This is a genomic window from Kitasatospora sp. NPDC092039 (assembly GCF_044756065.1).
Lineage (GTDB): Bacteria > Actinomycetota > Actinomycetes > Streptomycetales > Streptomycetaceae > Kitasatospora.
This window is the reverse complement of the sequence record NZ_JBIVSD010000038.1, coordinates 1-22,323: the sequence shown is the minus strand read 5'-3', so window position 1 is coordinate 22,323 and position 22,323 is coordinate 1. Positions and strand designations below refer to the sequence as shown.

Here is a 22,323-nt window from a genome sequence, read left to right as displayed (position 1 = left end):
CTACTACCACCGGTCGTACCGCGCCGGAGGCCTGTGACCAGCACCACGCGCGGCCGGCGTTTGGCGGGCTCGAACCGCTTTCGGTCGCACCGCTGACCGGCCAGGCCCGCTGCGGGACGATCGAGCCATGTACGGCAACAGGAGTGAAGTCCCCGACGCCAGTGGCCGGCCGGCCCTGCCGGACCGCCGCTTCGCCGCCCTGCGCGGCTGCGAGCGGCTGCTGTCCGGCGTCCGGCCGCAGACCATCCGCGAACGCCTCGCCGACCTGGCCGGCCCGCCGCCGGACGCCGCCCCCCGCCCGTACGGCGGCGCCGACCTGGACGGCCGCCCGGACCAGTACGGCGACGGCGTGGTCCGCACCCTGGAGCAGCGGGTCGCCGAACTGCTCGGCACCGAGGACGCGGCCTTCTTCCCGACCGGCACGATGGCCCAGCAGATCGCCCTGCGGATCCACGCCGAGGCGGCCGGGACCGGTGGTGCTCCAGAAGACGAGGTCGCCCGGCCGCAGTTGGCGGTAGCCGATCGGGGTGCTCTGGGCGTACTGGTCGGCGGCGAAGTGGTTGAGCTGTCGGCCGCCCTCGCGCCAGGCCATCATGGTCAGCCCGGAGCAGTCGTAGCCGCCCGGGCCCTCGCCGCCCCAGACGTAGGGCAGACCGATCCTGGACCTGGCGAAGGCGACGGCGGCGGCCGCGCCCTCGGCCGACCACGGGCGGGCGGGGGGCGGCGCGGCCTGGGCCTTCGCGGCTCTCTCCGCCTCGGCTGCCGCCGCCTCGGCGGCGGCCCGGGCGGCGGCCTCGGCCTCGCGGGCGGCGATCGCCTCCAGCGCCTCGCGGCGTCGGCGCTCCAGCTCGACGGTGGTGTTGCGGGCGGCGGCCAGTTCGACGAGCAGCTGCTCGCGGCGACGGGCGGCGGCGGCCACCTCCACCTGCTGGGCGGCGAGCCGCTGTTCGGCCCGGGCCCGGGCCGCGCCGACCTCGGCGGCGGCCCTCCCGGCGACCTCGGTGGCGGCCCGGGCGGCGGCGGAGGCGCTGCGGGCGGCGGCGGCCGTGGAGGTGGCCGCGTCCAGGATCTGCCGGGTGCGCTCGCCGACCTGGCCGACCGCGGCGGCCCGGTCGCCCGCCTCGCGCGGGCCGTGGGCGCCGAGCAGCGCGTCGAGGGCGGACAGCTCGGCCCCCGCGCCCTGCCGGTAGGTCTCGGCCGCGAGCCGGGCCGCGTCCTCGGCGGCCGCCGACCGCCCGGTCTCGGCGGCGGCGGCGCGCTGCGCGGCGGCGTCCTCCTCGGCGCGGGCCCGGGTGAGGGCGAGCTGGGCGCCGTTGTAGGCCTCGACGGCCTGTTCGGTGGTGCGCGCCGCCCGGTCCAGCTCGGTCCGGGCGGCGGTGAGCGCATCCTCCAGGGCGTCGGCCGAGGAGGCCTTGCGCTCGGCGTCGGCCCGGGCCCGGTCGATCTCCTCGGTGGTCGGGTACGGCTCCTCTCCCCCGGTGCGGCCGGTCGCCGGGTCGACGGCCACCGGTTCGCCGGGCGTCGGCACGGCCTGGGCGGCGGGGAGCAGCCCGAGCAGGACGGTGAGGGAGAACAGGACGGTCGGCAGGAGCCTGCGCGCCACGCGACATCCCTTCTGACGGGTCCGGAGGGGACGGCGTCGGACGGTGCGCGGCGTCCGGGCGGGCGGCGGCCCGGGGATCGGCGGGGTCCGATGAATCATCCCATCACGTGACAGAACGGTCACATGAGGATCATGTTCTCAATTCCGGCTGGCTCCACGCCTGGAAAGCGCTCCGCCGGTCGGGTGACCATCGGATGGTCCGACCCATCCTCGACAGCGGCCCGCACCCCCGGGTCGGGCGCAGGGGCAGGCGCAAGCGCGGGGACAGGCGACAGGCGCAGGAGCAGGCGGAGCGGCGGGCTACCGCCCTATCCGGCGGGTGTGCGTCCGCAGCCGGGGGTGCCGCGCGGGGCGGCTCTCCAGCCCGGTCGGACCGACGGCGAAGGCCCGACTGCGCCCGGCCCGTACGGTACGGCGGCGCTGCTGCGCCAGCCGGGAGCGGACCGGAGCGGCCTCGACCACCCCGGACACCGGGCCCACGGCCCTTCCGGCCGCCCCCGCGGCGGCGGCCGAGCGGCGGTCGGCCAGCCGGGCCTGACGGCGGGCCAGCGCCCGGGCGGCGTGCGCGTCGAGGTGGGCGGTGGCCCGGGCGGCCATCCGCTCGGCCACCCGGTGCGCGGCCGGGTGGTTGGCCGGGACCTTGTCGGGCGCCCCGGCGATCAGGTCGAAGAGCCAGGTGCGGGCCCGGTCCGCGCGCCGGTGCAGCAGGCGCTCGCGCCGCAGCGCACGCGCCCGGCGGCGGGGGCGCGCGGCGTACCGCCAGCGGGCCCACGGGCTGCTCGGGCGGCCCAGCCGGATCGCACCGATCCAGGACAGGCCGGGAACCATGATCCCGAGCAGGCCGGTCCACACCTTGCCCTTGAGCAGGGTGATCACCGAGGCCAGCGCGTTCACCGAGATGACCGTGATCAGGCCCCACCTGGTCTCCTCGCCCGGCACCACACCGAGCGGCACGTACCCGACGAGCAACAGGGAGGTGAACAGGATGCCGAAGATCACCGCGTCCACCGACTTGCGGCCCTGTTCGCTCCAGTACACGTCGTCCAGGTGCAGGATCAGCGCGAACTCGTCCAGCACCAGGCCGCAGCCGATGCCGAAGGCCAGCCCGAACCAGTCGATCCACGGGTGCCCGCCGTAGGTGGCGAAGACCCCGATGCCGCCGAGCAGCAGGAAGCCCAGGCCGAACACCATGTGGTGGATGTGCAGGCCGCCCGGGGTCACGTTGCCCGGCCACCAGCGCACCTGGGCGCGGATCATCCGGACGCTGAAGCGGATGAAGACGAAGGAGGTGATGAATCCGACCAGCAGCAGGAACAGCGGTTGCTTGTGGGCGGCGACGATGTGTTCGCGGTAGCCGTCCAGCAGTGTCGTCATGGGTCTTACCTTCGTTCCTGGTGCTGCGTGCTGGCTGCCGTGACGTGGCCCGGGCCCGGATCGCCCCCGGCGGCGGGCCGGCGTCCGGTCAGAAGCCCCGGGTGCGCTTGGCCGCCCGGCGCGGCACCGCCGGGTAGAGCGACGGGCGCTCGGCGCCGACCGGCAGCTTCAGGAACAGCCGGGCTATCTCCCCGCCCAGGTTCACCCCGACGGCCAGCGCCATCGCGATCGCCGCCGCCCGGAAGACCGACACCAGGCCGGCACTGGAGTGCCCCTGGGCGAAGGCGAGCATCCCGAGGTAGAGCGCCGAACCGGGCATCAGCGGGCCGATCGCCGCGGTCACGTACGGCAGCGCCGAGCCGTTGCGGTAGCGCGCCATCAGCTGGCCGAACAGGCCGACCAGTCCGGCCGCCACGCCGGTGGCCGCGATCGGGTTGACCCCCGCGTTGTACACCAGCGCGCCGTAGCTGGCCCAGCCGATGCCGCTGTTGACGGTGACCAGGGCCAGCGTGCGGCGGTCGGTCTGCAGCAGCGTCGCGAAGGCCAGGGTCAGCAGCATCGCGGCGACCATCTGGACCGGCGGGTAGCTGACGCCCGCCAGGCTCTCGTCCGGGCGCAGGTTCGCCTCGAAGCCGACCCCCAGGTAGAGGATCACCATCACCCCGATCACGATGCCCGCGACCAGGTAGACCACCTCCAGCAGACGGGCCGCGGCGGTGATGTAGAAGCCGGTCAGACCGTCCTGCACGGCGGCGACCAGGGCGCGCCCCGGCAGCAGGGCGAACAGCCCGCCGGTGATCACGACCGACCCGCGCAGGCCCCAGTCGTTGAGCGACAGGACGATGCCGGACGCGGCGGCCGGCATCGCCGCCGCCACGAACTGGTAGAACTCCGGCAGCCGGCGCCGCGCCAGCGCCGAGGCCAGCCGGTCGCCGAGGACGGCCGCGACGAAGGCGCTCGCGAACACCAGCCAGGCCTTGTCGTCCATCCGCCCGCCGACCAGGAAGGTGGCCGCGCCGGCCAGCAGGCCGGTGGTCAGGGCGAGGAACCAGGCCGGGTACGGGTGCCGGTTGCGGCGGATCACCGCGAGCCGGCGGTAGGCGTCGTTGACCGTCACCTTCTCCGCGGTGATGTCCGCGACCAGCTCGTACACCGCGTCGAGCCGGGTGTAGTCGGAGGTGCGGCGGCGCACCACGCGGTCGGCGGTGACCGGCGGCTCGACCAGCGACGGCTGGTACGAGATGCCGATCAGGGTGAAGGTGACCTGCGGCTCGCAGCGGTCCAGCCGGTAGGCGTGGGCGATGCCGAGCATCGCCGCCTCGACGTCCTCGGCGGCCTCGCCGCTGGCCAGCAGCAGCTCGCCGATGCGCAGCGTCAGGTCGAGGATGCGCGGGACGTTGCGGGTGACGGACGCGGAGGGGTGCATCTCCCGGGCGGTGCGCTCGAAGGCGGGCCGCTCGGACATCGGGGTGCGCAGCAGGGTGCGCATCCGGTCCGGCCAGGGCGCCTCGCCGGGGGCGCCGGCGGTCAGGTCCGGGACGGGGATGCCGGTGGGCGGGGTGTAGCCGGCTGCCCGCCACTCCTCGGGGGTGAGGGTGTCCTCGGCGACCGAGCGGCGGCGCACCGGGCGCTCGGCCTCGGGCCGCCCGGTGTCGAGCCGTCCGGTGTCGGCCCGGCCGGTGTCGAGCCGGGCCGACGACGCGGGCACCGGCTCGGGCGTCGGCTGCGGCTCGGGGGCCAGCAGGCCCTTGGTCTCCGGGACGGGCGGGGCGAGCGGGACGACGACGGTGGGTTCGACCGGCGGGGCGGGGTGGCCGAGCAGGCCCTCGGTGGGCGGGGCGTCGGCGGGGTGCACCGGCTTCGGGGGTGCCTGCCGCGCCTGTCGGACCGCCCGGCCTCCCCTCGCCCGCTTGCCCGCACCCGGTCGGCCCCGCTTAGGCACTTCCGCTCCTTGCCGCCCCTGGTGGCCGCCCGGCCACCGCTCGATCTCGGGTTACACCTTGCCTGATCGAACAGCCGGACGCACATGTACGCGGCGTCACGTGGCCGGAGCGGCGGACGCCTACCCGGCGCGGTGGCGGGCGGTGCCGGCCGCGCCGGAACGGCGGGCCCGCAGCAGCTCGATCGCCACCGGGATCACCGAGACCAGCACGATGCCGACCAGGATGGCCTCGATGTTGTCCCGGACGAACGCGATCTGCCCCAGGAAGTAGCCGAGCACGGTGACGCCGCCGCCCCAGAGCACGCCGCCGATCACGTTGAACAGCACGAAGGTGCGGTAGTTCATCCTGCTCACCCCGGCGACGATCGGGGTGAAGGTGCGGACGATCGGCACGAAGCGGGCCAGCACGATCGCCTTGGGGCCGTGCCGGTCGAAGAAGGCGGCGGCCTTCTCGACGTTCTCCTGCTTGAAGACCCGGGAGTCGGGACGGCGGAAGAGGCTGGGGCCGACCTTGCGGCCGAAGAGGTAGCCGACCTGGTCCCCGGCCACCGCGGCGGCCACGATCAGCACGCAGATCAGCCAGAGCGGCTGGTGCAGGTAGGTGCCGCCGGCCACCAGCAGGCCGGTGGTGAACAGCAGCGAGTCACCCGGCAGGAAGAAGCCGATCAGCAGACCGGACTCGGCGAAGACGATGGCCAGGATGCCGATCGGGCCGAAGGTGGAGATCAGGGTGGTCGGATCGAGCCAGGACGGGCCGAGGGCGAGGCTGGTCACGGTGCGGGCACTCCGGGAGGTCGAGTCTTGGCAATGAAACAGTAAAGCATTGACAAAGACTCGGCTCGGGGTCGGATGGTTCCCGGCCGGACGTGCGGGCGGGCCGGGGCCGGGTTCGGGGCCGGGTGCGGGCCGGAGCGGGCCGGGGCCGGGTTCAGGGCCAGCTGCGGGCGGCCCTGGACTGGACCGGTCCGGGCCGCGTACGCCCGCACGGCCCCGACGGGGCCAGGAGCCCGCCGGGGCCGTGCGGTCGTCGGGCGGTCAGAGCCCGTAGCGCTCGACGGTCTCCTCGTGCCGGGCGAGGTCCGCGCCGGCCGCCTTGGCCAGCTCCGGCCAGGCGAGCGGGTGCGCCCAGCCGTCGGTCAGCCGCCGCAGCAGGGCGTCGGCCTCGGCGGCCGAGGCGGTCGGCGGGACGCCGAGGGCCGCGTAGACGCCGGGCAGGGTGTCGCCGCCGTCCGCCGGATCGGTGATCCGGTACTCGTCCCCGCTGTACACCCAGACCGCGTACCCGGCGTCGCGCAGCTCCTCGCGCAGTGCCGACCACGCCTCGTCGCCGGGCCAGCCGCCGTCGATCCAGTACGTGGTGTACCCGGCCGGGTCGAGCAGGGTGAGCAGCTCGAAGACCGGCCGCCAGCGGTGCCGCTCCTCCTCCGGGGCGTCCTCGGCCGGCGGGCGCTCCAGCAGGGCCGGGGCGAAGACCACCACGTCGCCGTGGTTGAGCGTCAGGTCGTCGCCGAGCACCGGCAGGATGCGCGCGGTGGCCGGACCGGTCCGCAGGGCGGGCAGGTCGGACGTCGCGCCGTTGGTGCGGGTGGCGCGGACGGTGACCAGCTGCCACTCCTCGTCGACCGGGCCCTCCGGCTCGTCGAACTCGATGTCGAGCAGCGCGCCGGTGGAGCGGACCACGGCCCAGTCCCGGTTGGCGGTGGCGGCGGTGATCAGGTGCCACAGGTCCGGCTCCTGGACCGTTCGGTGGCCGCCCTCCTCCTCGCCCTCCTCCTCGGCGGCGCCGACCGGTGCCGCGCGCTCCAGCAGCTCCTGGTACATCCGCTGCGCAGTGGCGTGGTCGCCCAGCTCGGTGGCGGCGTGCGCGGCGAGGCGACGGGTGTTGAGCACCTCGTCGTCCAGCGCCAGGATCGCCCGGCACTGCTCCAGCGCCTCGGCCCAGCGGCCCTCGGCGGCGGCCCAGCGGGCACGTATCCAGTGCCCGTCGGCCGGGGCGGAGACGGCCACCCGGTCGGCGAGGCGGCGGATGCCCTCGGCGTCCCGGGCGTCGATCAGCATCTCGCCGAGCGCGCCGGTCAGCTCGCGGTCCTCCGGGTCGTCCTCCAGGTACCGCCACAGCACGTCGGCCGCGGCCCGGGCGTGGCCGAGGCCGCCCAGCACCGTCGCCAGGAGCACCGCCAGTTCGGTGGCGCCGGCCTGCACGCCCTGGTACCGGTCCAGGGCGACGGAGAGCAGGTCGGCGCCGGTCTCGTAGGGCACCTGGAGCTCGGCCAGGTGCGCCGTCAGCTCGCCCGGCGGGACGGGCAGCTCGGGCTCCGGAAGTGCCTCGGCGGCCGCGCGCAGGGCCGCGACCTGCTCCGACACGCCGTCGGTGCGCCGCAGCCGGGTGAGCTTGCGCTCCCCGGTCGCGGCGAGGGTCAGCGCCACCGTGCGGGCGCCGCGGGCGAGCGCGAGCCGACCCGCCGCCAGCAGCAGGTCCACGCACGGGCGGTGCGCGCCGACGCCGTCCAGGTACCCGACCCAGCCGGCCAGGACGGCGCCCAGCTCGGCGTCGTTCTCCTGGACGCCGGCCGCGACCAGCAGCTCGACCGTCTGCGTCCAGGCTCCGCGCAGGTCCGCGTGCCGGTCGGCCTCGGCCCGCTCGGGCAGCAGGGCGAGCGCCTCCTCGGTGCGGCCGAGCGAGGCGAGCGCGCGGGCCCGCAGCAGGGCGCCCCAGCGCTGGTCGCGCTCGTCCAGCCGGCGGCCCTGCGCCTGCTCGGCCCGCTCGGCCGTCGCCAGCAGCTCCAGCACCTCCTCGTGCCGGCCCAGCAGGTGCAGGGTGCCGGCCCGGGCGTGGTGGAAGCGGAGCGAGACCTGCTGGCCGGCCGCCCGCATCCGGTTGGCCGCGGAGTCCAGGTAGTCCAGCGCCTCGGCCGCCCGGCCGTCGTCCTCCAGGGCGTCGGAGTACTCGCGGGAGAGGCAGTCGTAGCAGGCCCGGGCGGGCTCGATCCGCTCCAGCGTCTCGCCGACCACGGCGAGGCGCTCGGCCACGTACCCCGGCCCGTCGACCCGGGCGTGGCAGATGGCGAAGTCCTGCACCACGCAGACGGACTGCGGGCAGCCCGCCGTCTCCTCCCGGTGCGCGAAGTCCAGCAGGTCGACCGCCTCGGGCAGCACCGCCTCGCCCTGCTGGCGCTTGTTCAGGAGGTTCTGCATCCGCCAGTGCCGCAGGTAGACCTCGACCCAGGGCAGGCCGAGGGCCCGGGCGGCGGCCACCGCCTCCGGGTAGAGCGCGTCCAGCTGCTCGTTGCGCCCCGCGGTGGCGTGCTCGGGCAGCTCGACGATGGCGTCGGCCAGCCGGTGGTGGCCGGCCTCGGCCAGCTGCCGGTGGGTGTCGCGCACCCAGGCCCAGATGTCGGCGGTCATGTCCGTTCCCCCTGCGTCGTGCTGATGAGTTGTCTACCGCACCCCACTGACAATCCGTCGGTCACGGCTCCTCCGAGAGTGCGCCGGGGCTGTCCGGGACCTCCGGCAGGCCGGCCGGGACGGCGGCGGTCAGGGCGGAGACCGCGGTGCCGATGCCGGCCAGCGCGGCGGTGAGGTCGCCCTCGGACGGGCCGGACGAGGCTGCGGCCATGATCACCTTGATCGAGCGGAGCAGCCCGGCCGCGGTCGCGCTGCCGGTGTGCCCGGCCCGGTAGGCGGCCAGCAGGTCCTGCACCGCCGGACTGGCCAGGTTGAGGTAGAGCCGGGCCCGGACCCCGCCGTCGGTGCGGGCGGTGAAGGCGCGGGCCAGCCGCAGGGCGGCGGACGGTATCCGGGCGTCCGCCTGGTCGTCCTCGATCCGGGCCTTCAGCTCGGCCTCGCGGTCCGGCACCAGCACCAGCGGCAGGCCGGGCGGGTCGAAGCGGGCCGGGACGAGCTGCTCGCCCGGGTCGGCGAGGGCGCCGGCCAGCCAGGCCGACTCGTGCTCCGGCAGCGGGCGCTCCGGATCGCGGAACAGCTCGCGGTCGCCCTGCTCGCTGCCCAGCTCGACCACCCGGCAGCCGCGCAGCTGGGCGTAGCGGCGCAGGAACGGCAGGACGGCGTAGCGGTCGCCGCGGGCGATCGGCACCCGCATCGCCCGGTACAGCATCTCCTCGAAGCCGCCGCCGCTGCCGAGCGCGACGTGCACCGCGCCCCCGCCGGCCGCGCGCAGCGCGCCGGCCGTGAGGTCGCCCTGCGAGGTGGGCACCGGGACGTCGTCGGCGAGCAGGGTGAACAGCCGCTCGTCGCAGAGCGCGGCGCCGAGCAGGTCGTTGCCGTGCCGGGTGAGGATGCGGCGCCAGGCGGCGGGCCGCAGCCGGGCGGTCTCGTACAGGCCGTCCACGATGGCGTCGGTGAGGGCCTGCCGGAGCGCGTGGTAGTGCTCGTCGCGCTGGAGGTCCTCGCGGCTGGCGGTGGGGGTGAGCCGGTTGGACTCGACCACGCCGCCGATGAACCCGGCCCAGCGCGGCAGCAGGTCGCGGGCGTCCTCGGCGAGCAGCATGCCGCGCAGGTAGACGGCGAGGTCGCGGTTGTCGCTGCTGCCGTAGGTGCCGCCGTCCTGGACCCAGAGCAGGCCGACCGCGTCGGTGCCGCCCCCGCCGGCCCCCTCCCCCTCGGCCTTCGCCTCGACGGGCAGCACCGGGAAGGCGGTGAGCGGCTCGAAGCGGCGGCCGAAGGCGGTGGCGAAGCGCATCCGGGCGGCGTACTGGTCCCCCTCCACGGGCTGCCGCCAGGGCACCTCGACGGAGTTGACCGGCTGGTCGTCCTCGCCGACGTAGACCGGGATCGGCAGCAGTACGCAGTAGCGGCCGAGCACGTCGCGCAGGACGTCCTCGTCGGCGAGGTGGCCGTGCTCGGCCTTGAGCGCCAGCTCGACCACCGTGCCCGGGCGGGGCCGGGCGGGCACCGGCTCGACCCGGTACTGCTCGCCGCCGCGGCTGCGGTAGCGGTGGCCGAGCCGCGGTTCGCGGTGCGAGGTGGTGGTGACGGTGACCTCGTCGGCGACCGAGAAGGCGGAGAGGAAGCCCAGGCCGAAGGCGCCGATCAGCTCCTGGTTGCCGGTCAGCTCGCGCAGCATCCGGGTGTAGCCGGTGCCGACGGTGGCCAGGTAGGAGTGGATCTCGGGCTCGGTGAGGCCGGCACCGGTGTCCTCGATGGCGACGGTCCGCCGGGCGGCGTCGGCGCGCACCCGGATCAGCGGGTCGTGGTCGCCGTCCGGGTCCTCCAGGAGCCGGCGGGTGTGCGAGTCGTGCGCGTTCTGGACGAGTTCGCGCAGGGCGACCAGCGGGGTGGAGTAGAGGTGGGTGGCGAGGACGTTCACCAGGCCGCCGAGATCGACCTCGGTCGTGCGCAGTTCCTCGGCGGGGGTGGGCTCGGGCGGGGCACCGTCAGACATGGGGCCCCAGTGTGCCAGTGCGACTATCCGGCGACCATTTCTTTCTTCCGGACCTCGCCCCGGCGAATGACGGGGAACGACGGGAACGACGGGAACGACGGAATACGGTCAGCTCCTCATTGACCAGCCCTCCACCATCGGGGGAATTGCCATCCGTCCGGTGGAGTTCGTCCACCTCACTGGTGAATGCTGAAGCCGCGACGTCAGGCCTTGGCGCCCCGGAGCGGCCACTCCGGACGACGCCACCATTCGCCGTCCAGTTCAGGAGACCAGCGTGTCCCGTATCCGCGCAGCCGCCGCCGTCACCGCCCTCGGGGCGTTCCTCCTCGCCGGTCTCGGTGCCGCCACCGCGCACGCCGACGACGGCGCCGGTGCGATCGACCGCTCCAACGGCAGCACGGTGAACAACGCCGGCTCCGGCAACATCATCGGCGACGTCCACGGCAACGTGGTCGGCACCCAGCAGACGGCCACCGGTTCGGGTGCGGGCAACCAGCACAACGCCGTCGCGGTGACGGGCAACAGCGGGAACGTCGGCGCCCTCCAGGGCAACGGCAACGGCGACGCCGACGCCCAGGCCCCCCGCCCGCGCGTCCGCTAGTCGGGCCCGTCCCCGGGGATCCCCAGCACCGCCCGGCCGAGCCGCAGCAGGCAGTCCCCCAGGTCCGGCCGGGCACTGTGCGGGCGGTTCCGCACCCCGTCGTTGACCAGCGCGAACAGCGCGTGCACCCGGATCCGGGCGGCCGCCGGGTCGCAGTCCGGGTGCACCTGCCGCAGCAGCCCGACCCAGGTGCGCAGGAAGTCCCGCCGGAAGTCCACCGCGGCCCGGCGGTCGGGCGGGGCCAGCCGCTCCGTCTCGCTGAGCATGGCGCCCAGGTAGTCCCCGTTGCGCAGCGCGAAGCCGACGTACGCGCCCAGCCCGGCCCCGAGCGCCGCCCCGGGCCCGGCGGCGGCCGCGATCGCGCCGTCCACCTCGTGCCAGAGCCGCTCCCGGCTGCGCACCAGCGAGGCGGCGAGCAGCTCGGCCTTGCTGTCGAAGTGCCGGTACACGCTGGGGCCGGAGATGCCGACGGCGGCGCCGAGCTGGTCGGTGCTGACGTTGTCGAAACCGCGCTGGTGGAACAGCCGCACGGCCGCCGCGAGCAGCTCCTCCCGGCGCGCCCGCGGCCTGGCCCCCGGCTCCGGCACGACGACCGGCCCCGCGGCCGTACCGTCCAGGGAGACCGCGAGGACGGCCGCGACCAGCTCGCGCAGCAGCGCCTCGGCCCGTCGGGGCTGCGGCGCCGCCGACTGGTAGGAGAGCCCGGCGCAGGCCGACAGCGCCGACCAGCACAGCAACTCGGCGTCCCGGGCCGCGAGTTCCGGCCGTTCCGCGCGCAGCACCGCGACCATCAGGGCGACGTCGGCGCGCAGTTCGCGGCGCAGCGCCGCCCGCCGGGCCGGCGGCAGCAGCCGGGCGTCGCGCTGCACCAGGGTGCCGAGCGGGCGGTGGCCGACCGCGACGGCGGCCAGCGCGGCACCGAGGTCGGCGGTGGTGCGGGCCGGACGCAGGCCTTCGGCGAGCGCGTCCAGGCCCAACCGGACGGCGCGGTCGAGCAGTTCGGGCTTGCCCCGGAAGTGCCGGTAGAGCGCGGGTGCGGTGATGCCGACGCCGGCGGCGACCTCGGTCATCGAGACCTGGTGGTAGCCGCTTCGGTGGAAGCGGTCGGCGGCCACGGCCAGGATCTGGGCACGCCGCCCGGGCGGCCGTCGGACCACCATGACGAGCCTCCCTCCCCTTCGGCCGGGTGCGTGGCCGGTAGCGGGCTCCGGTACCGGGCCGGCACCGGAGCGACGCCGGGACGGCCTGGGCCGGCGTCGACGGAAGGCTAGCAAGGATTCACTTCGCACCCTCGCCCGCCGTACTCCGCACGGCGTTCCGGCCCCTGGCCGACTCTGGACAGCCGAAGCTACCCCGGATTAACTTGTGGGGCCATCACCAGGCATGTTCCGCCCCGGCCGGCAGCCCCCGGCCGGTGCCGTCGAAGGGAGCGCCGCCGTGCGCCGCACCGTGTTCAACGAGGACCACGAGGCCTTCCGGGAGACCATCCGGGACTTCATCGCCAACGAGGTCGTCCCGGTCTACGAGAGCTGGGAGGCCGACGGCCACCCGCCGCGCGACTTCTACCGGCAGCTCGGCGCGCTCGGCGTCTACGGCATCGAGGTGCCGGAGGAGTACGGCGGCGCGGGCGAGAGCGGGTTCAAGTACCAGGCGGTGATCGCCGAGGAGACCGCCCGCGCGGGCGTGAGCTTCGGGTCCTCCGGCGTGCACACCGGCCTGGTGCTGCCGTACCTGCTGGAGTACGCGAACGAGGAGCAGAAGCGGCGCTGGCTGCCCGGCTTCGTCTCCGGCGACATCATGACCGCGATCGCGATGACCGAGCCGGGCGCCGGCTCCGACCTCGCGGGCATCACCACCACCGCGCGGCTCTCCGAGGACGGCACCCACTACGTCCTGAACGGCGCCAAGACCTTCATCACCGGCGGCGTGCTGGCCGACCTGGTCCTGGTGGTCTGCCGCACCGCCCCCTACGACCCGGACAACCGCCGGGCCGGGCTGTCCATCCTCTGCGTGGACACCACCTCCGAGGGCTACACCGTCGGCCGCAAGCTCCAGAAGATCGGCCTGCGCACCTCGGACACCGCCGAGCTGGCGTTCAGCGACGTCCGGGTGCCGGTGGAGAACCTGCTCGGCGAGGAGGGCCGGGCCTTCTCCTACCTGACCCACAACCTGGTGCAGGAGCGGCTGGCGATCGCCGTCGGCGCGTACGCGGCGGCCGCGGCGGCGGTGCGGTTCGCGGTGCAGTACGTCAAGGACCGCAAGGTGTTCGGCAAGGCGGTGGCCGAGTTCCAGAACACCAAGTTCACCCTGGCCGACTGCGAGGCCCAGGTGGTGGCGCAGCAGTCGATGGTGGACCGGGCGCTGGAGCTGTACCAGGGCGGCGAGCTGACCGTCGCGGACGCCGCCGCGACGAAGCTGTTCTGCACCGAGTCGGCCTCCACCGTGATCGACAAGTGCCTGCAGCTGCACGGTGGTTACGGCTACATCCTGGAGTACCCGATCGCCCGGCTCTACACCGACAACCGGGTGTTCCGGATCTACGGCGGCACCAGCGAGGTCATGCGCAGCATCATCGCCAAGTCGCTCGGGCTGTAGGCCCGTTCGGGTCGCCGGGGAGACGGCGGGGCGAGCCCTCGGGCCCGCCCCGCCGGGGCCGCCCGGTCGGACCCGGCCGTGCCGGGCCCGCTAGTCGGGCCCGCCTAGTTGGGCGAGCCGTGCTCGGTGCGCCAGGCCTCCCAGCCGGCCGTGGACGCCACCCGCGCCTCGTGCAGGGCCCGTTGGGCGAGGGCGGTCGGCGGGGTCTCCAGGCCGCGCAGCCAGCCGCGGCCCGCGGTGACCAGCGCCACGCAGACCATCGTCGCGCCGGCCGCACTGAGCGCCGTGCCGATCGCGGTGAGCACCGCGCCGCCGGCCAGCAGCGAGCGGTTGACCTGGAACCCGCTGAAGATTCTCTGGTTGGTCGCCATGCCTCCACGATGCGGGCAGTCGGCGGGGCCTGCACCTCGGGCTGCTCGGATCGGACGGCCCGGTCCACGTCGCGCCGCTCCCCGCCCGCGCCGGCGCCCTCACCCCGGGGCCCCGCACGCGCCGGACGGCTCCGGCGCCTCCGGGTGCGGGGCGCCCGGGCGTCCGCGACCCTGGGCACACGGAGCGCCCGCGGAGCGAGGAGGAGGCGCGATGCCCGATCTCGAACAGCTCGCCGTGGAGCACGCCGCCCTGGCGGCCGAGAGCCCGCACGGGCGCAGCGCCCATCTCGTCCTGCACGACGGGATCCTGCGGCAGACCGTGATCGCGCTGACCGCGGGCACCGCGCTGGACGAGCACAACCCGCCCACCGCGGGCAGCGTCCAGGTGCTGCGCGGCCGGGTCTCGCTGACCATCGCCGGCCGGCGGCTGGAACTGGCGGCCGGCCGCCTGGAGCCCGTCCCGCAGGAGCGGCACGGGCTGCTGGCGCACGTCGACTCGGTGGTGCTGCTGACCGCCGTCACCGCGTAGCGGGCGCGGCCTCCACGGGGTTGAGGACGCTGTCGCAGACCAGCCGCAGTCCGCGCAGGAACTCCTGCCCGCTGGGCGCGAGTTCGGGCGCGGCCAGCCACTGGGCGCAGTATCCGGCCAGCAGGGTCTGGTAGAAGGACCCGCGGGCGACCTCCTCCGCGGTGTCCGGCACCTCCGGCAGCCCCTGGAACAGCGCGGCCAGCCCGAGCCGGCCCTCCTTCTGGGCCGCCGCGAAGGCCTGCGCCAGGTCGGGGGCGTGCCCGGCCTGGGCGAGCGCCTCGAACTGGGCCGCCCAGAGCCCGCGGTGCGTGACGAAGACGTCCCGCAGGCCGTCCCAGACGGCCGCGAAGCGCACCTCCGGGTCGTCCGACACCTGGTTGGCGGCGATCACCACCGCGCCCAGGGCGTCCCCCATCTCCCCGATCGCCTCGATCATCGCCGCGTTGAGCAGCGCCTCCTTCGAGCCGAAGTGGTAGCCGATCGCGGCCAGGCTCACCCCGGAGGCGGTCGCGATGTCACGGGCGGTGGTGCGCCCGTAGCCCTTCTCGTACAGGCAGGTCTTGGCACCGGCCATCAGGTCTTCGCGGTTTCCCATGCCCCCGATCCTACGGAAGTTCTGGACGAATGTCTCGCACGGTCGTCTGACTCGGTTGTCTTGCACGACCGATTTACACGTACGTACTAGACAAGCGTCTGACTCATCCGTACGGTCTTCCCCATGACCGCAATCACCGGCCGCGCAGGCCGTCGCGAATGGATCGGCCTGGCCGTCCTCCTGCTCCCGACCCTCGTCCTCACCATGGACATGGGCGTGCTCTTCTTCGCCGTCCCCTTCATCTCCACCACGCTGGCGCCGAGCGGCACCCAGCAGTTGTGGATCATGGACATGTACTCGTTCGTCCTGGCCGGACTGCTCATCACGATGGGCGCGCTGGGCGACCGGATCGGCCGCCGCCGACTGCTGATGATCGGCGCCGCCGGGTTCGCGGGCGCCTCGCTGCTGGCCGCCTGGTCGCACGACGCCGGGCAGCTGATCGCGGCCCGGGCCGCCCTCGGCGCCGCCGGGGCCACCGTGATGCCCTCGACCCTCGCGCTGATCCGCACCATGTTCCACGACCCCAAGCAGCGGCAGGTCGCGCTCGGCGCCTGGGGCGGCATCCTCACCGCCGGGGCCACCCTCGGCCCGGTCGCCGGCGGCCTGCTGCTGGAGCACTACTGGTGGGGCTCGGCCTTCCTGCTCGCCGTCCCGGTGATGGCCCTGGTGCTGCTGACCGCGCCCGTCCTGCTCCCCGAGTACCGCTCCGCCGCCCGCACCGGCCGCTTCGACCTGCTCGGCGCCGCGCTCTCGCTGGCCGCGATCCTGCCGCTGGTCTACGGCGTCAAGACGGTCTCCGTCGAGGGCTGGAGCCCGCTGCCCGCACTCGCCGTGGCCGCCGGACTGCTGTTGGCCGGCGCCTTCGTGCGGCGCCAGCGCACCGCCGCGAACCCGCTGATCGACCTGAGCCTGTTCCGGATCCGCACCTTCAGCGGCGCGATCAGCGTCAACACCGTCGCGATGTTCGCGATGATGGGCTTCACCCTCTTCACCTCGCAGTACCTCCAGCTGGTCAAGGGCATGAGCCCGCTGACCGCCTCGCTCTGGTCGCTGGTGCCGAGCGTGGGCGTCGGCGCGGCGGTCGGGATCAGCTCGGCGCTGGCCGGGAAGGTCCGCCCGGCGGTGCTGATGGGCGGCGGATTCCTGGTCGGCTCGGTGGGCTTCGCGATGATGACCCGGGTCGGCGCCCACTCCCCGCTGCCACTCGTCCTCATCGCGGCCGGCGTGCTGGCCGCCGGGACGGTCGGCACCATGACGATGACCGCCGAGATGGTCGTCTCCGCCGCCCCCGTCGAGCAGGCCGGCGCCGCCTCCGCCACCTCCGAGACGGCCGTCGAGCTCGGCAGCTCGCTCGGCATCGCCCTGCTCGGCGCGGCCGGCGCCGCGGTCTACCGCCACCGGCTGGACGGCGCCCTGCCGGCCGGGCTCGACGGCGAGGCCGCCACGGCCGCCCAGGACACCCTCGGCGGCGCGGTCACCGTCGCCGCCCACCTGCCCGGCCGGCTCGGCACCGACCTGCTGGAGACCGCCCGCACCGCCTTCACCGACGGCCTGCACGTCGCGGCCGTGGTCGGCCTGGTCGCCACCCTGGGCGCCGCGGCCCTGGTCTACCGCCTGATGCGCCACCTCCCGGCCGCCGCCCCCGCGCCCGCACCGGCCCCGGAGGCCGTCGCCGCCTGATCCGTCCCGGCCCGATCCACGCGAGTCATCGAGAGCCCCCACCCACCCCGGGCGGGGGCTCTCCGCCGTCCCGGGCCGGGCGGCAGCGCGGCGGGGCCGTGGAGTGGTCGGCCGCGCGGCGGGAGTGGGTGGGCCTGGCGCACATGCGGTGTGCGGGCCCGGAACGGCGGGCACCGGGGCGGTCCGGCGTGCCAGGGTGGCGGCATGGGTGCTGACCATGGGCGGGTGCGCGGGAGTTACGACACGGTGGCCGAGGAGTACCTGGGGCGGATCGGGGGCGAGCTGGCGCACAAGCCGGTCGACCGGGCGCTGCTCCGGGTGGTCGTCGAGGAGGCGGCCGGCGGGCCGGTGGCGGACCTGGGGTGCGGCCCCGGGCACGTGGCCGGGTGGCTGGCCGAGCAGGGCGCGCGGGTCGTCGGGATCGACCTCTCGCCCCGGATGGTCGAGCTGGCCCGGCGCGAACGGCCGGGGGCCGTCTTCCGCGCCGGGGACCTGCTGGCGCTGCCCGCCGCCGACGGGGAGTTCGCCGCCGCCGTGGCGCTGTACTCGGTGATCCACCTGGAGCCGGCGGAGCTGACCCCCGCCTTCGCCGAGATGCGCCGGGTGCTGCGGCCCGGCGGGGTGCTGCTGGTCTCCTTCCACCTGGGTTCCGAGGTGCGGCGGATGGAGGAGTGGTGGGGCCACCCGGTCGACGTGGACTTCCACTTCCTGGAGGCCGACACCGTCGCCGCCCACCTCACCGGGGCCGGGTTCACCGTCGAGGCCAGGCTGGAACGGGAGAGCCTGCCCGAGGAGGCCGCCACCCGCCGCGGCTACCTGCTGGCGCGCCGGCCCCGCTGAGCGTCGGGGCGCGCGTCGTTCGTCCACCGAACGCCGTTCGTCCACCAAGCGCCGTTCGTCCACCAAGCGCCGTTCGTCCACCGAGCGCACCGACCATGATCGGCGGATGTGAGCTTCGGCACCCGGATTCGGCCGACCGGACGACGCGGTGCTCGCGATCCGCCCGAACGGCACCTGGTTTTTGGCCAGCGTTTCCCGGCTGGTGTATCCGATCGCCGTAAGGGCCAGGCATACTGGCCAGCACGGGCGCTAACGCCCGCCATGACCCTAGAGACAAGAAGGGACCGGTGGCCAGGGATGCTGCGTAACGGTCTTGAGCCCTGGCACATTCTCGTGGTGCTGGCGGTCGTCATCCTGCTGTTCGGATCGAAGAAGCTGCCCGAGATGGCCCGTGGTCTGGGCAAGTCCATGCGCATCCTGAAGGCCGAGACGAAGGCCATGCGCGAGGACGACACTCCGGCGGACGCCGCCGCGGGCACCGCGCAGAGCACCGCCGCTCCGCAGCAGAGCGCCGACCGCCCGGCCGTCACGCCGACCAACGTGACCAAGGCCACCGAGACCAAGCGGCCCGAGACGACCGCCTGAGTCCCCTCTTCTCCGGAGAGCCCCTGGTGAACCACCGGGGGCTCTCCCGCGTTCCGGCGCCCGTCGGGACCGCTCCGTCGGCCGTTCCGTCAATCGCGCCGTCAGCCGCTCCGCCGACTGGCCGTCCGATCTGATCCGTTGTCTCCTGGTACGCACCCACCGGAGGAACGGAGTCCCGGCATGCCGACCGACCGGCCCGGCGACGAGTCCGGCGACGGATCCGGCGACGAACTGGCCGAGCTGCGGGCCCGGCTGAGCGCCATCGAGGCCCAGGAGGCGCGGCTCGCCGAGCAGTTGGCCACCGGGCCGGGCCGGCGCCCGCCCCGGCACCGGGTGCGCTCCTTCGCCGCCGCCCTGCTGATCGCGCTGGCCTGCGTGCTCACCCCGCTCAGCGCCCTCGCGCTCTGGGCGAGGTCCGAGATCAGCGACACCGACCGCTACCTCGCGACGATGGCCCCGCTGGCCAGGGACCCCAGGATCAAGACCGCCGTCACCGACCGGGTGACCGCCGAGGTCATGAAGAAGCTCCCGCTCGATTCGCTGCTCGACGGCCTCGCCCCGGACGACAAGCCCAAGCTCGGCGCCCTGCTCGGCGGCATCGGCCAGGCCCTGGACAGCGGGCTCGGCGGCTTCGTCCACACCCAGGTCGAACGGATCGTGGACAGCGACGCCTTCGTCGCGCTCTGGACCGACGTCAACCGGGACGCGCACGCCGCCGTCGAGAAGCTGGTGACCGGGCGGGGCGGCGGCGCCGTCGAGGTGCGCGACGACACCGTGCTGCTCGACCTCGCCCCGGTGATCGCCCGGGTGAAGTCCGCACTGGTGGACCAGGGGCTCCCGCTGGCCTCGCGGATCCCGGAGGTCCACACCTCCTACCCGCTGGTGCGGTCCGACGCCCTGCCCGAGGTCCGCACCGTCCTGCGGGTCCTGGACCTGGCCGGCCTCTGGGTGCCGGTGCTGGCCGGTGCCTGCGCCCTCGGCGGGGCGCTGCTCGCGACGCGGCGCCGCCGGGCGGTGGCGGCGACGGCCCTCGGCATGGCGGGCGGGGCGCTGCTGCTGGGCGTCGGGCTCAGCGTGTTCCGGGCCGTCTACCTGGACCGGCTCCCGGCCGACGTCGACCAGGCCGCCGCCCAGGCGGTGTACGACGCCCTGGTGCGGTACCTGCGCTCGGCCGTCCGGGTGGTGGTCACGCTCGGCCCGCTGGTCGCGCTCGGCGCCTGGGTGATCGGCGGCGGGCGGTGGGCGCGCACCGTCCGGAGCGGCTGGCGCGCCGGGCTGGGAGCGGTGCGGCGGGTGGCCGGACGGGCCGGGCTGCGGCTCGGGCCGGTCGGCCGGTTCGTCCACCGCTGGAAGGCCCCGCTGGGCTGGCTGGCGGTCGCGCTCGCGGCGCTGGCCTTCGTGCTGTGGAGCCGTCCGACGGTGCTGGTGACGCTCTGCCTGGCGCTCGGGCTGGTCGCCGTACTGGCGGTGCTGGAGCTGCTGGACGAACCGGGGCGGGCCGAGCGGCCTGAAGGAGGAGTCCGGGTCTCGGCCTGAGGGACGATCACCCGGGGCGCCGCTCCTCCTGGGGTCGACAGGGGGTGGGGAACGACGTGGAGGGGCGCGCGGCTGCCCCGGCCCGCACTGACGGCTCCGACGGGCGGCGGCCGGCGGGAGCCCGTACCGCCCGGCGATGCTGCGGCGGATAGTGGCGCGGGCGGCGGGTGGTGGTGCGGGCGGCGGAGGGCTGGGCGGGGGCGGAGCGGCGGGCGTCGCCCGCGCACCGCACCGTGCGGGAGGGCGAGGTGCCGCGGCACCTCGCGGACGACCTGGTGACCAGGACCGGGAGCCCGAACCAGGTACGGCCGGCGGTGCCGGACGTCCAGCGCGGGTCGGCCTGAGCGGAGCAGTCCGACGGGCGGGCGGCGGCAGCGGCGGGCAGGCTGGGCGGGATGTCCGGGAAACCGCTGCCGCCGGCCGACCTGAGGGCCTGGTTCTGGCTGATCGGCGCGTCCGCGCTGCTGATGGCCGGGTACTTCACGCTGCCGCTGGAGTGGCTGGGCGAGCGCCGGCCGCTGGTGAGCTGGCTGGTGTTCGCGGGGGCGCTGGTCGGGATGAGCTGGCTGATGCTGGTCAAGATCGTCGGAGTGCTGCGGGGCACCGCCAGGCGGCCGGTGGTCTGGCTGGTCTTCCTGATCATCCTGGCGCTGACCGTCTTCGCGGGCACGTACTACGTGCTGGGCGCGCACAGGGTGGAGTTCGCCGGGCTGGAGACCCGGCTGGACGCGCTGTACTTCACGGTCGTGACGATGGCGACGGTGGGGTACGGGGACATCACCCCGGAGGGGCAGACGGCGCGGCTCGTGGTAACGCTCCAGATCGGGTACAACTTCGTGTTCCTCGCGGCGGCCGCCGGGACGGCGTCCCGGGCGATCCGCGGCAACGTCGAGCGGAGGATCCGCGGGCAGGACTGAGCACCACCACCCGGCCGGAGCAGCTCGGCCACAGCTTTCGCCAGCCTGCCGCCAAAGGGCCTTGTTCGACAGCGAGTTGGTGGGCAGCCCGGCGCACGGCCGAGGGCTCCGGGCCGGCCGCCGGCACCCGGCCCGCACCGCGGTACGGCCACCCGGGCCGTATTGATCCTCGGCGACACGGTACCCGTAGAGTGGCCTCACGAAATTCTCATGTGCTCGGTCGATCGGACGATGCGTTCCGCGGGCGGCCAGGGAGACCAAGAAGTCCGGGAGGATCCGTGGAAGGCCACGAGGTGCGCAAGCTCGCCGAGCTCGAGGACCGGCACTGGTGGTACAAGGAGCGGCGGATCCTGCTGGCGCGGGAACTCGCGAAGTTCAGCAAGGCGGGCACCGCCCTGGACATCGGCGCCGCGGGCGGGGGCAACACCCGGGTCCTGCGGGCGCACGGCTGGAAGCCGATCGCGGTCGAGTACGGGGCGGAGGGCGCCGAGGTGGCCCGCGACCGCGGACTCGCCGTGATGCGGGCCGACGCCCGCAAGCTCCCCGTCGCCGACGGCGCGGTCGACCTGGTGGTCGCCTTCGACGTGCTGGAGCACATCGAGGAGGACGACGCGGCGATGGCCGAGATCCACCGGGTGCTGCGCCCGGGCGGGGTCGCCCTCATCGCGGTGCCGAGCGACATGAAGCTCTGGTCGGCGCACGACGTCGCGGTCGGCCACGTCCGCCGCTACACCCGCAGCACCCTGCGCGAGGTGGTCGTCGACAGCGGCTTCACCATGGAGACCCTGGACAGCTGGAACGTGCTGCTGCGCCCGGCCGCCGCCTGGCGCCGGAAGAAGAGCACCGGCAGCGACCTGGACGACGTGCCGCCCCTCGTCAACAAGGCGCTCAGCACGGTGATCGCCGCCGAGCGCTACCTGCCGGTCAAGAAGCTGCCCGGCGTCTCCCTGCTGACCCGGGCCCGCAAGCCCCTCACGGCCGCCAAGTAGCAGGCGCCGCCGCGGGACGCCGCCCTGCCGCATTCCGCCTCGCGCCGCATCGCGCTCCGTCGCGCTCCGTCGTGCCCCAACGGCCCCTCGCCTCGCGAGGGGCCGTTCGGCGTGCGCCCGCACCGCTCCGCCCCCCAGCCAGCTCCCGCGTCCCGGTGTCCGAACAGCGGGGTCACCCCACAGTGCTGTCCACAGGCTGTGGACAGCACTGTGCGTTCAGGAGCGGCTGGTGTCGATGACGCAGAAGCGGTTCCCCTCGGTGTCGGTGAGGACCACGAAGTCCGGATCCTCGGGGTAGCGGTCCCAGTCGACCCGCTCCGCACCGAGGGCGAGCAGGCGCTCGACCTCGGCGGCCTGGTCGGCGGCGTCCCCCGCATAGAGGTCGAGGTGGACGCGCGGGTGCTCCTGGACGGGCGACTCGCTGAGCCCCAGGGCGAGTTGCACACCGCCGCGGCCCGCGGCGGGAACGAGCACCGTCCAGTCGTCCTCGACCAGGCCGCCGCGCGGGACGCAGTCGAGGGCGGCCGTCCAGAAGGCGACGGCGCGGCGCATGTCGGAGACACCGAGGACGAGGGAACCGATCGTCAGCATGGACGCCATTGTGGCCTTCGAGGGGCGCGCACGGACCCGGAACGCCCCCCCTAGTAGTACTTCGTTAGGTCCGGCTTGGTCCGGTGCGCCCTGGTCGGTGTGTGGTGGGTAACTCGCGGTGGCAGGTGGGGCATTCGCCGGTCCAGGCCCGTATGAGGTCCTGGATGGCGTCGA

At 74.9% G+C, this 22,323-nt stretch carries 18 protein-coding genes and 2 pseudogenes; 10 read left to right on the top strand and 10 right to left on the bottom strand.

Annotated features, from left to right (window positions below; translation table 11 throughout):
* Positions 1 to 127: 127 nt before the first annotated feature.
* Positions 128 to 403 (top strand): annotated as a pseudogene (locus ACIQI7_RS38225) (threonine aldolase); the annotation flags it as partial.
* A gap of 78 nt (positions 404 to 481) precedes the next feature.
* On the opposite strand, the pseudogene ACIQI7_RS38220 reads toward ACIQI7_RS38225, so the two are convergent.
* The 6 genes and pseudogenes from ACIQI7_RS38220 to ACIQI7_RS38195 form a co-directional block, all read right to left on the bottom strand.
* Positions 482 to 1,702, bottom strand: a pseudogene (locus ACIQI7_RS38220) (C40 family peptidase); the annotation flags it as partial.
* A gap of 201 nt (positions 1,703 to 1,903) precedes the next feature.
* Complete coding sequence (locus ACIQI7_RS38215; RefSeq protein ID WP_401119284.1) at positions 1,904 to 2,977, bottom strand: hypothetical protein; 1,074 nt, start codon at positions 2,975 to 2,977, stop codon at positions 1,904 to 1,906.
* Positions 2,978 to 3,065: 88 nt separating this feature from the next.
* Entirely contained in the window at positions 3,066 to 4,832 is a 1,767-nt protein-coding gene (locus ACIQI7_RS38210; RefSeq protein ID WP_401119282.1) for a threonine/serine exporter ThrE family protein, read from the bottom strand.
* Between the two features lie 207 nt (positions 4,833 to 5,039).
* Complete coding sequence (locus tag ACIQI7_RS38205; RefSeq protein WP_401119279.1) at positions 5,040 to 5,693, bottom strand: DedA family protein; 654 nt, start codon at positions 5,691 to 5,693, stop codon at positions 5,040 to 5,042.
* A gap of 261 nt (positions 5,694 to 5,954) precedes the next feature.
* Positions 5,955 to 8,324 carry a hypothetical protein gene (locus tag ACIQI7_RS38200; RefSeq protein WP_401119276.1) on the bottom strand — a complete coding sequence of 790 codons (2,370 nt, stop codon included), beginning with the start codon at positions 8,322 to 8,324 and terminating at the stop codon, positions 5,955 to 5,957.
* Between the two features lie 61 nt (positions 8,325 to 8,385).
* A complete protein-coding gene (locus ACIQI7_RS38195) occupies positions 8,386 to 10,320 on the bottom strand; it encodes an ATP-binding protein (protein WP_401119273.1) in 1,935 nt (644 codons plus the stop codon).
* A gap of 274 nt (positions 10,321 to 10,594) precedes the next feature.
* Between ACIQI7_RS38195 and ACIQI7_RS38190 the strand changes: the two genes are divergently transcribed.
* Positions 10,595 to 10,921, top strand: a complete 327-nt coding sequence (locus tag ACIQI7_RS38190; RefSeq protein WP_401119270.1) for a hypothetical protein — start codon at positions 10,595 to 10,597, stop codon at positions 10,919 to 10,921.
* On the opposite strand, the gene ACIQI7_RS38185 is transcribed toward ACIQI7_RS38190, so the two are convergent.
* Entirely contained in the window at positions 10,918 to 12,081 is a 1,164-nt protein-coding gene (locus tag ACIQI7_RS38185) for a TetR family transcriptional regulator (protein WP_401119267.1), read from the bottom strand. The two genes, ACIQI7_RS38190 and ACIQI7_RS38185, sit on opposite strands and share 4 nt — an antisense overlap.
* A gap of 277 nt (positions 12,082 to 12,358) precedes the next feature.
* Here ACIQI7_RS38185 and ACIQI7_RS38180 point away from each other — a divergent pair, with 277 nt between their 5' ends.
* On the top strand, positions 12,359 to 13,516 hold the full coding sequence (locus tag ACIQI7_RS38180; RefSeq protein ID WP_401119264.1) for an acyl-CoA dehydrogenase family protein: 1,158 nt from the start codon (positions 12,359 to 12,361) through the stop codon (positions 13,514 to 13,516).
* 104 nt (positions 13,517 to 13,620) lie between these two features.
* On the opposite strand, the gene ACIQI7_RS38175 is transcribed toward ACIQI7_RS38180, so the two are convergent.
* Entirely contained in the window at positions 13,621 to 13,887 is a 267-nt protein-coding gene (locus ACIQI7_RS38175) for a hypothetical protein (RefSeq protein WP_387752706.1), read from the bottom strand.
* A gap of 211 nt (positions 13,888 to 14,098) precedes the next feature.
* Between ACIQI7_RS38175 and ACIQI7_RS38170 the strand changes: the two genes are divergently transcribed.
* The gene (locus tag ACIQI7_RS38170) at positions 14,099 to 14,416 is read left to right on the top strand and encodes a cupin (RefSeq protein ID WP_387752703.1); all 318 of its coding nucleotides are present in this window, start codon (positions 14,099 to 14,101) and stop codon (positions 14,414 to 14,416) included.
* On the opposite strand, the gene ACIQI7_RS38165 is transcribed toward ACIQI7_RS38170, so the two are convergent.
* Complete coding sequence (locus tag ACIQI7_RS38165; protein WP_387752700.1) at positions 14,406 to 15,011, bottom strand: TetR/AcrR family transcriptional regulator; 606 nt, start codon at positions 15,009 to 15,011, stop codon at positions 14,406 to 14,408. The genes ACIQI7_RS38170 and ACIQI7_RS38165 overlap by 11 nt on opposite strands.
* Positions 15,012 to 15,134: 123 nt before the next feature.
* On the opposite strand from ACIQI7_RS38165, the gene ACIQI7_RS38160 reads away from it, so the two are divergent.
* From ACIQI7_RS38160 to ACIQI7_RS38135, 6 genes are all read left to right on the top strand, one after another.
* The gene (locus tag ACIQI7_RS38160) at positions 15,135 to 16,691 is read left to right on the top strand and encodes an MFS transporter (RefSeq protein WP_401119258.1); all 1,557 of its coding nucleotides are present in this window, start codon (positions 15,135 to 15,137) and stop codon (positions 16,689 to 16,691) included.
* A 204-nt stretch (positions 16,692 to 16,895) separates the two neighbouring features.
* Positions 16,896 to 17,531 carry a class I SAM-dependent methyltransferase gene (locus tag ACIQI7_RS38155; protein WP_401119256.1) on the top strand — a complete coding sequence of 212 codons (636 nt, stop codon included), beginning with the start codon at positions 16,896 to 16,898 and terminating at the stop codon, positions 17,529 to 17,531.
* A 297-nt stretch (positions 17,532 to 17,828) separates the two neighbouring features.
* Positions 17,829 to 18,116, top strand: a complete 288-nt coding sequence (gene tatA, locus ACIQI7_RS38150) for a Sec-independent protein translocase subunit TatA (RefSeq protein ID WP_401119253.1) — start codon at positions 17,829 to 17,831, stop codon at positions 18,114 to 18,116.
* A 180-nt stretch (positions 18,117 to 18,296) separates the two neighbouring features.
* On the top strand, positions 18,297 to 19,652 hold the full coding sequence (locus ACIQI7_RS38145) for a hypothetical protein (RefSeq protein WP_401119250.1): 1,356 nt from the start codon (positions 18,297 to 18,299) through the stop codon (positions 19,650 to 19,652).
* Between the two features lie 395 nt (positions 19,653 to 20,047).
* Positions 20,048 to 20,569, top strand: coding sequence for an ion channel (locus tag ACIQI7_RS38140; protein WP_401119247.1), 522 nt, complete (start codon positions 20,048 to 20,050; stop codon positions 20,567 to 20,569).
* Positions 20,570 to 20,847: 278 nt separating this feature from the next.
* Positions 20,848 to 21,558, top strand: coding sequence for a class I SAM-dependent methyltransferase (locus ACIQI7_RS38135; protein ID WP_387752690.1), 711 nt, complete (start codon positions 20,848 to 20,850; stop codon positions 21,556 to 21,558).
* Positions 21,559 to 21,774: 216 nt separating this feature from the next.
* On the opposite strand, the gene ACIQI7_RS38130 is transcribed toward ACIQI7_RS38135, so the two are convergent.
* Positions 21,775 to 22,149 (bottom strand): VOC family protein, encoded by a 375-nt coding sequence (locus tag ACIQI7_RS38130; protein WP_401119243.1) that lies wholly within the window; start codon positions 22,147 to 22,149, stop codon positions 21,775 to 21,777.
* Between the last annotated feature and the right edge of the window lie 174 nt (positions 22,150 to 22,323).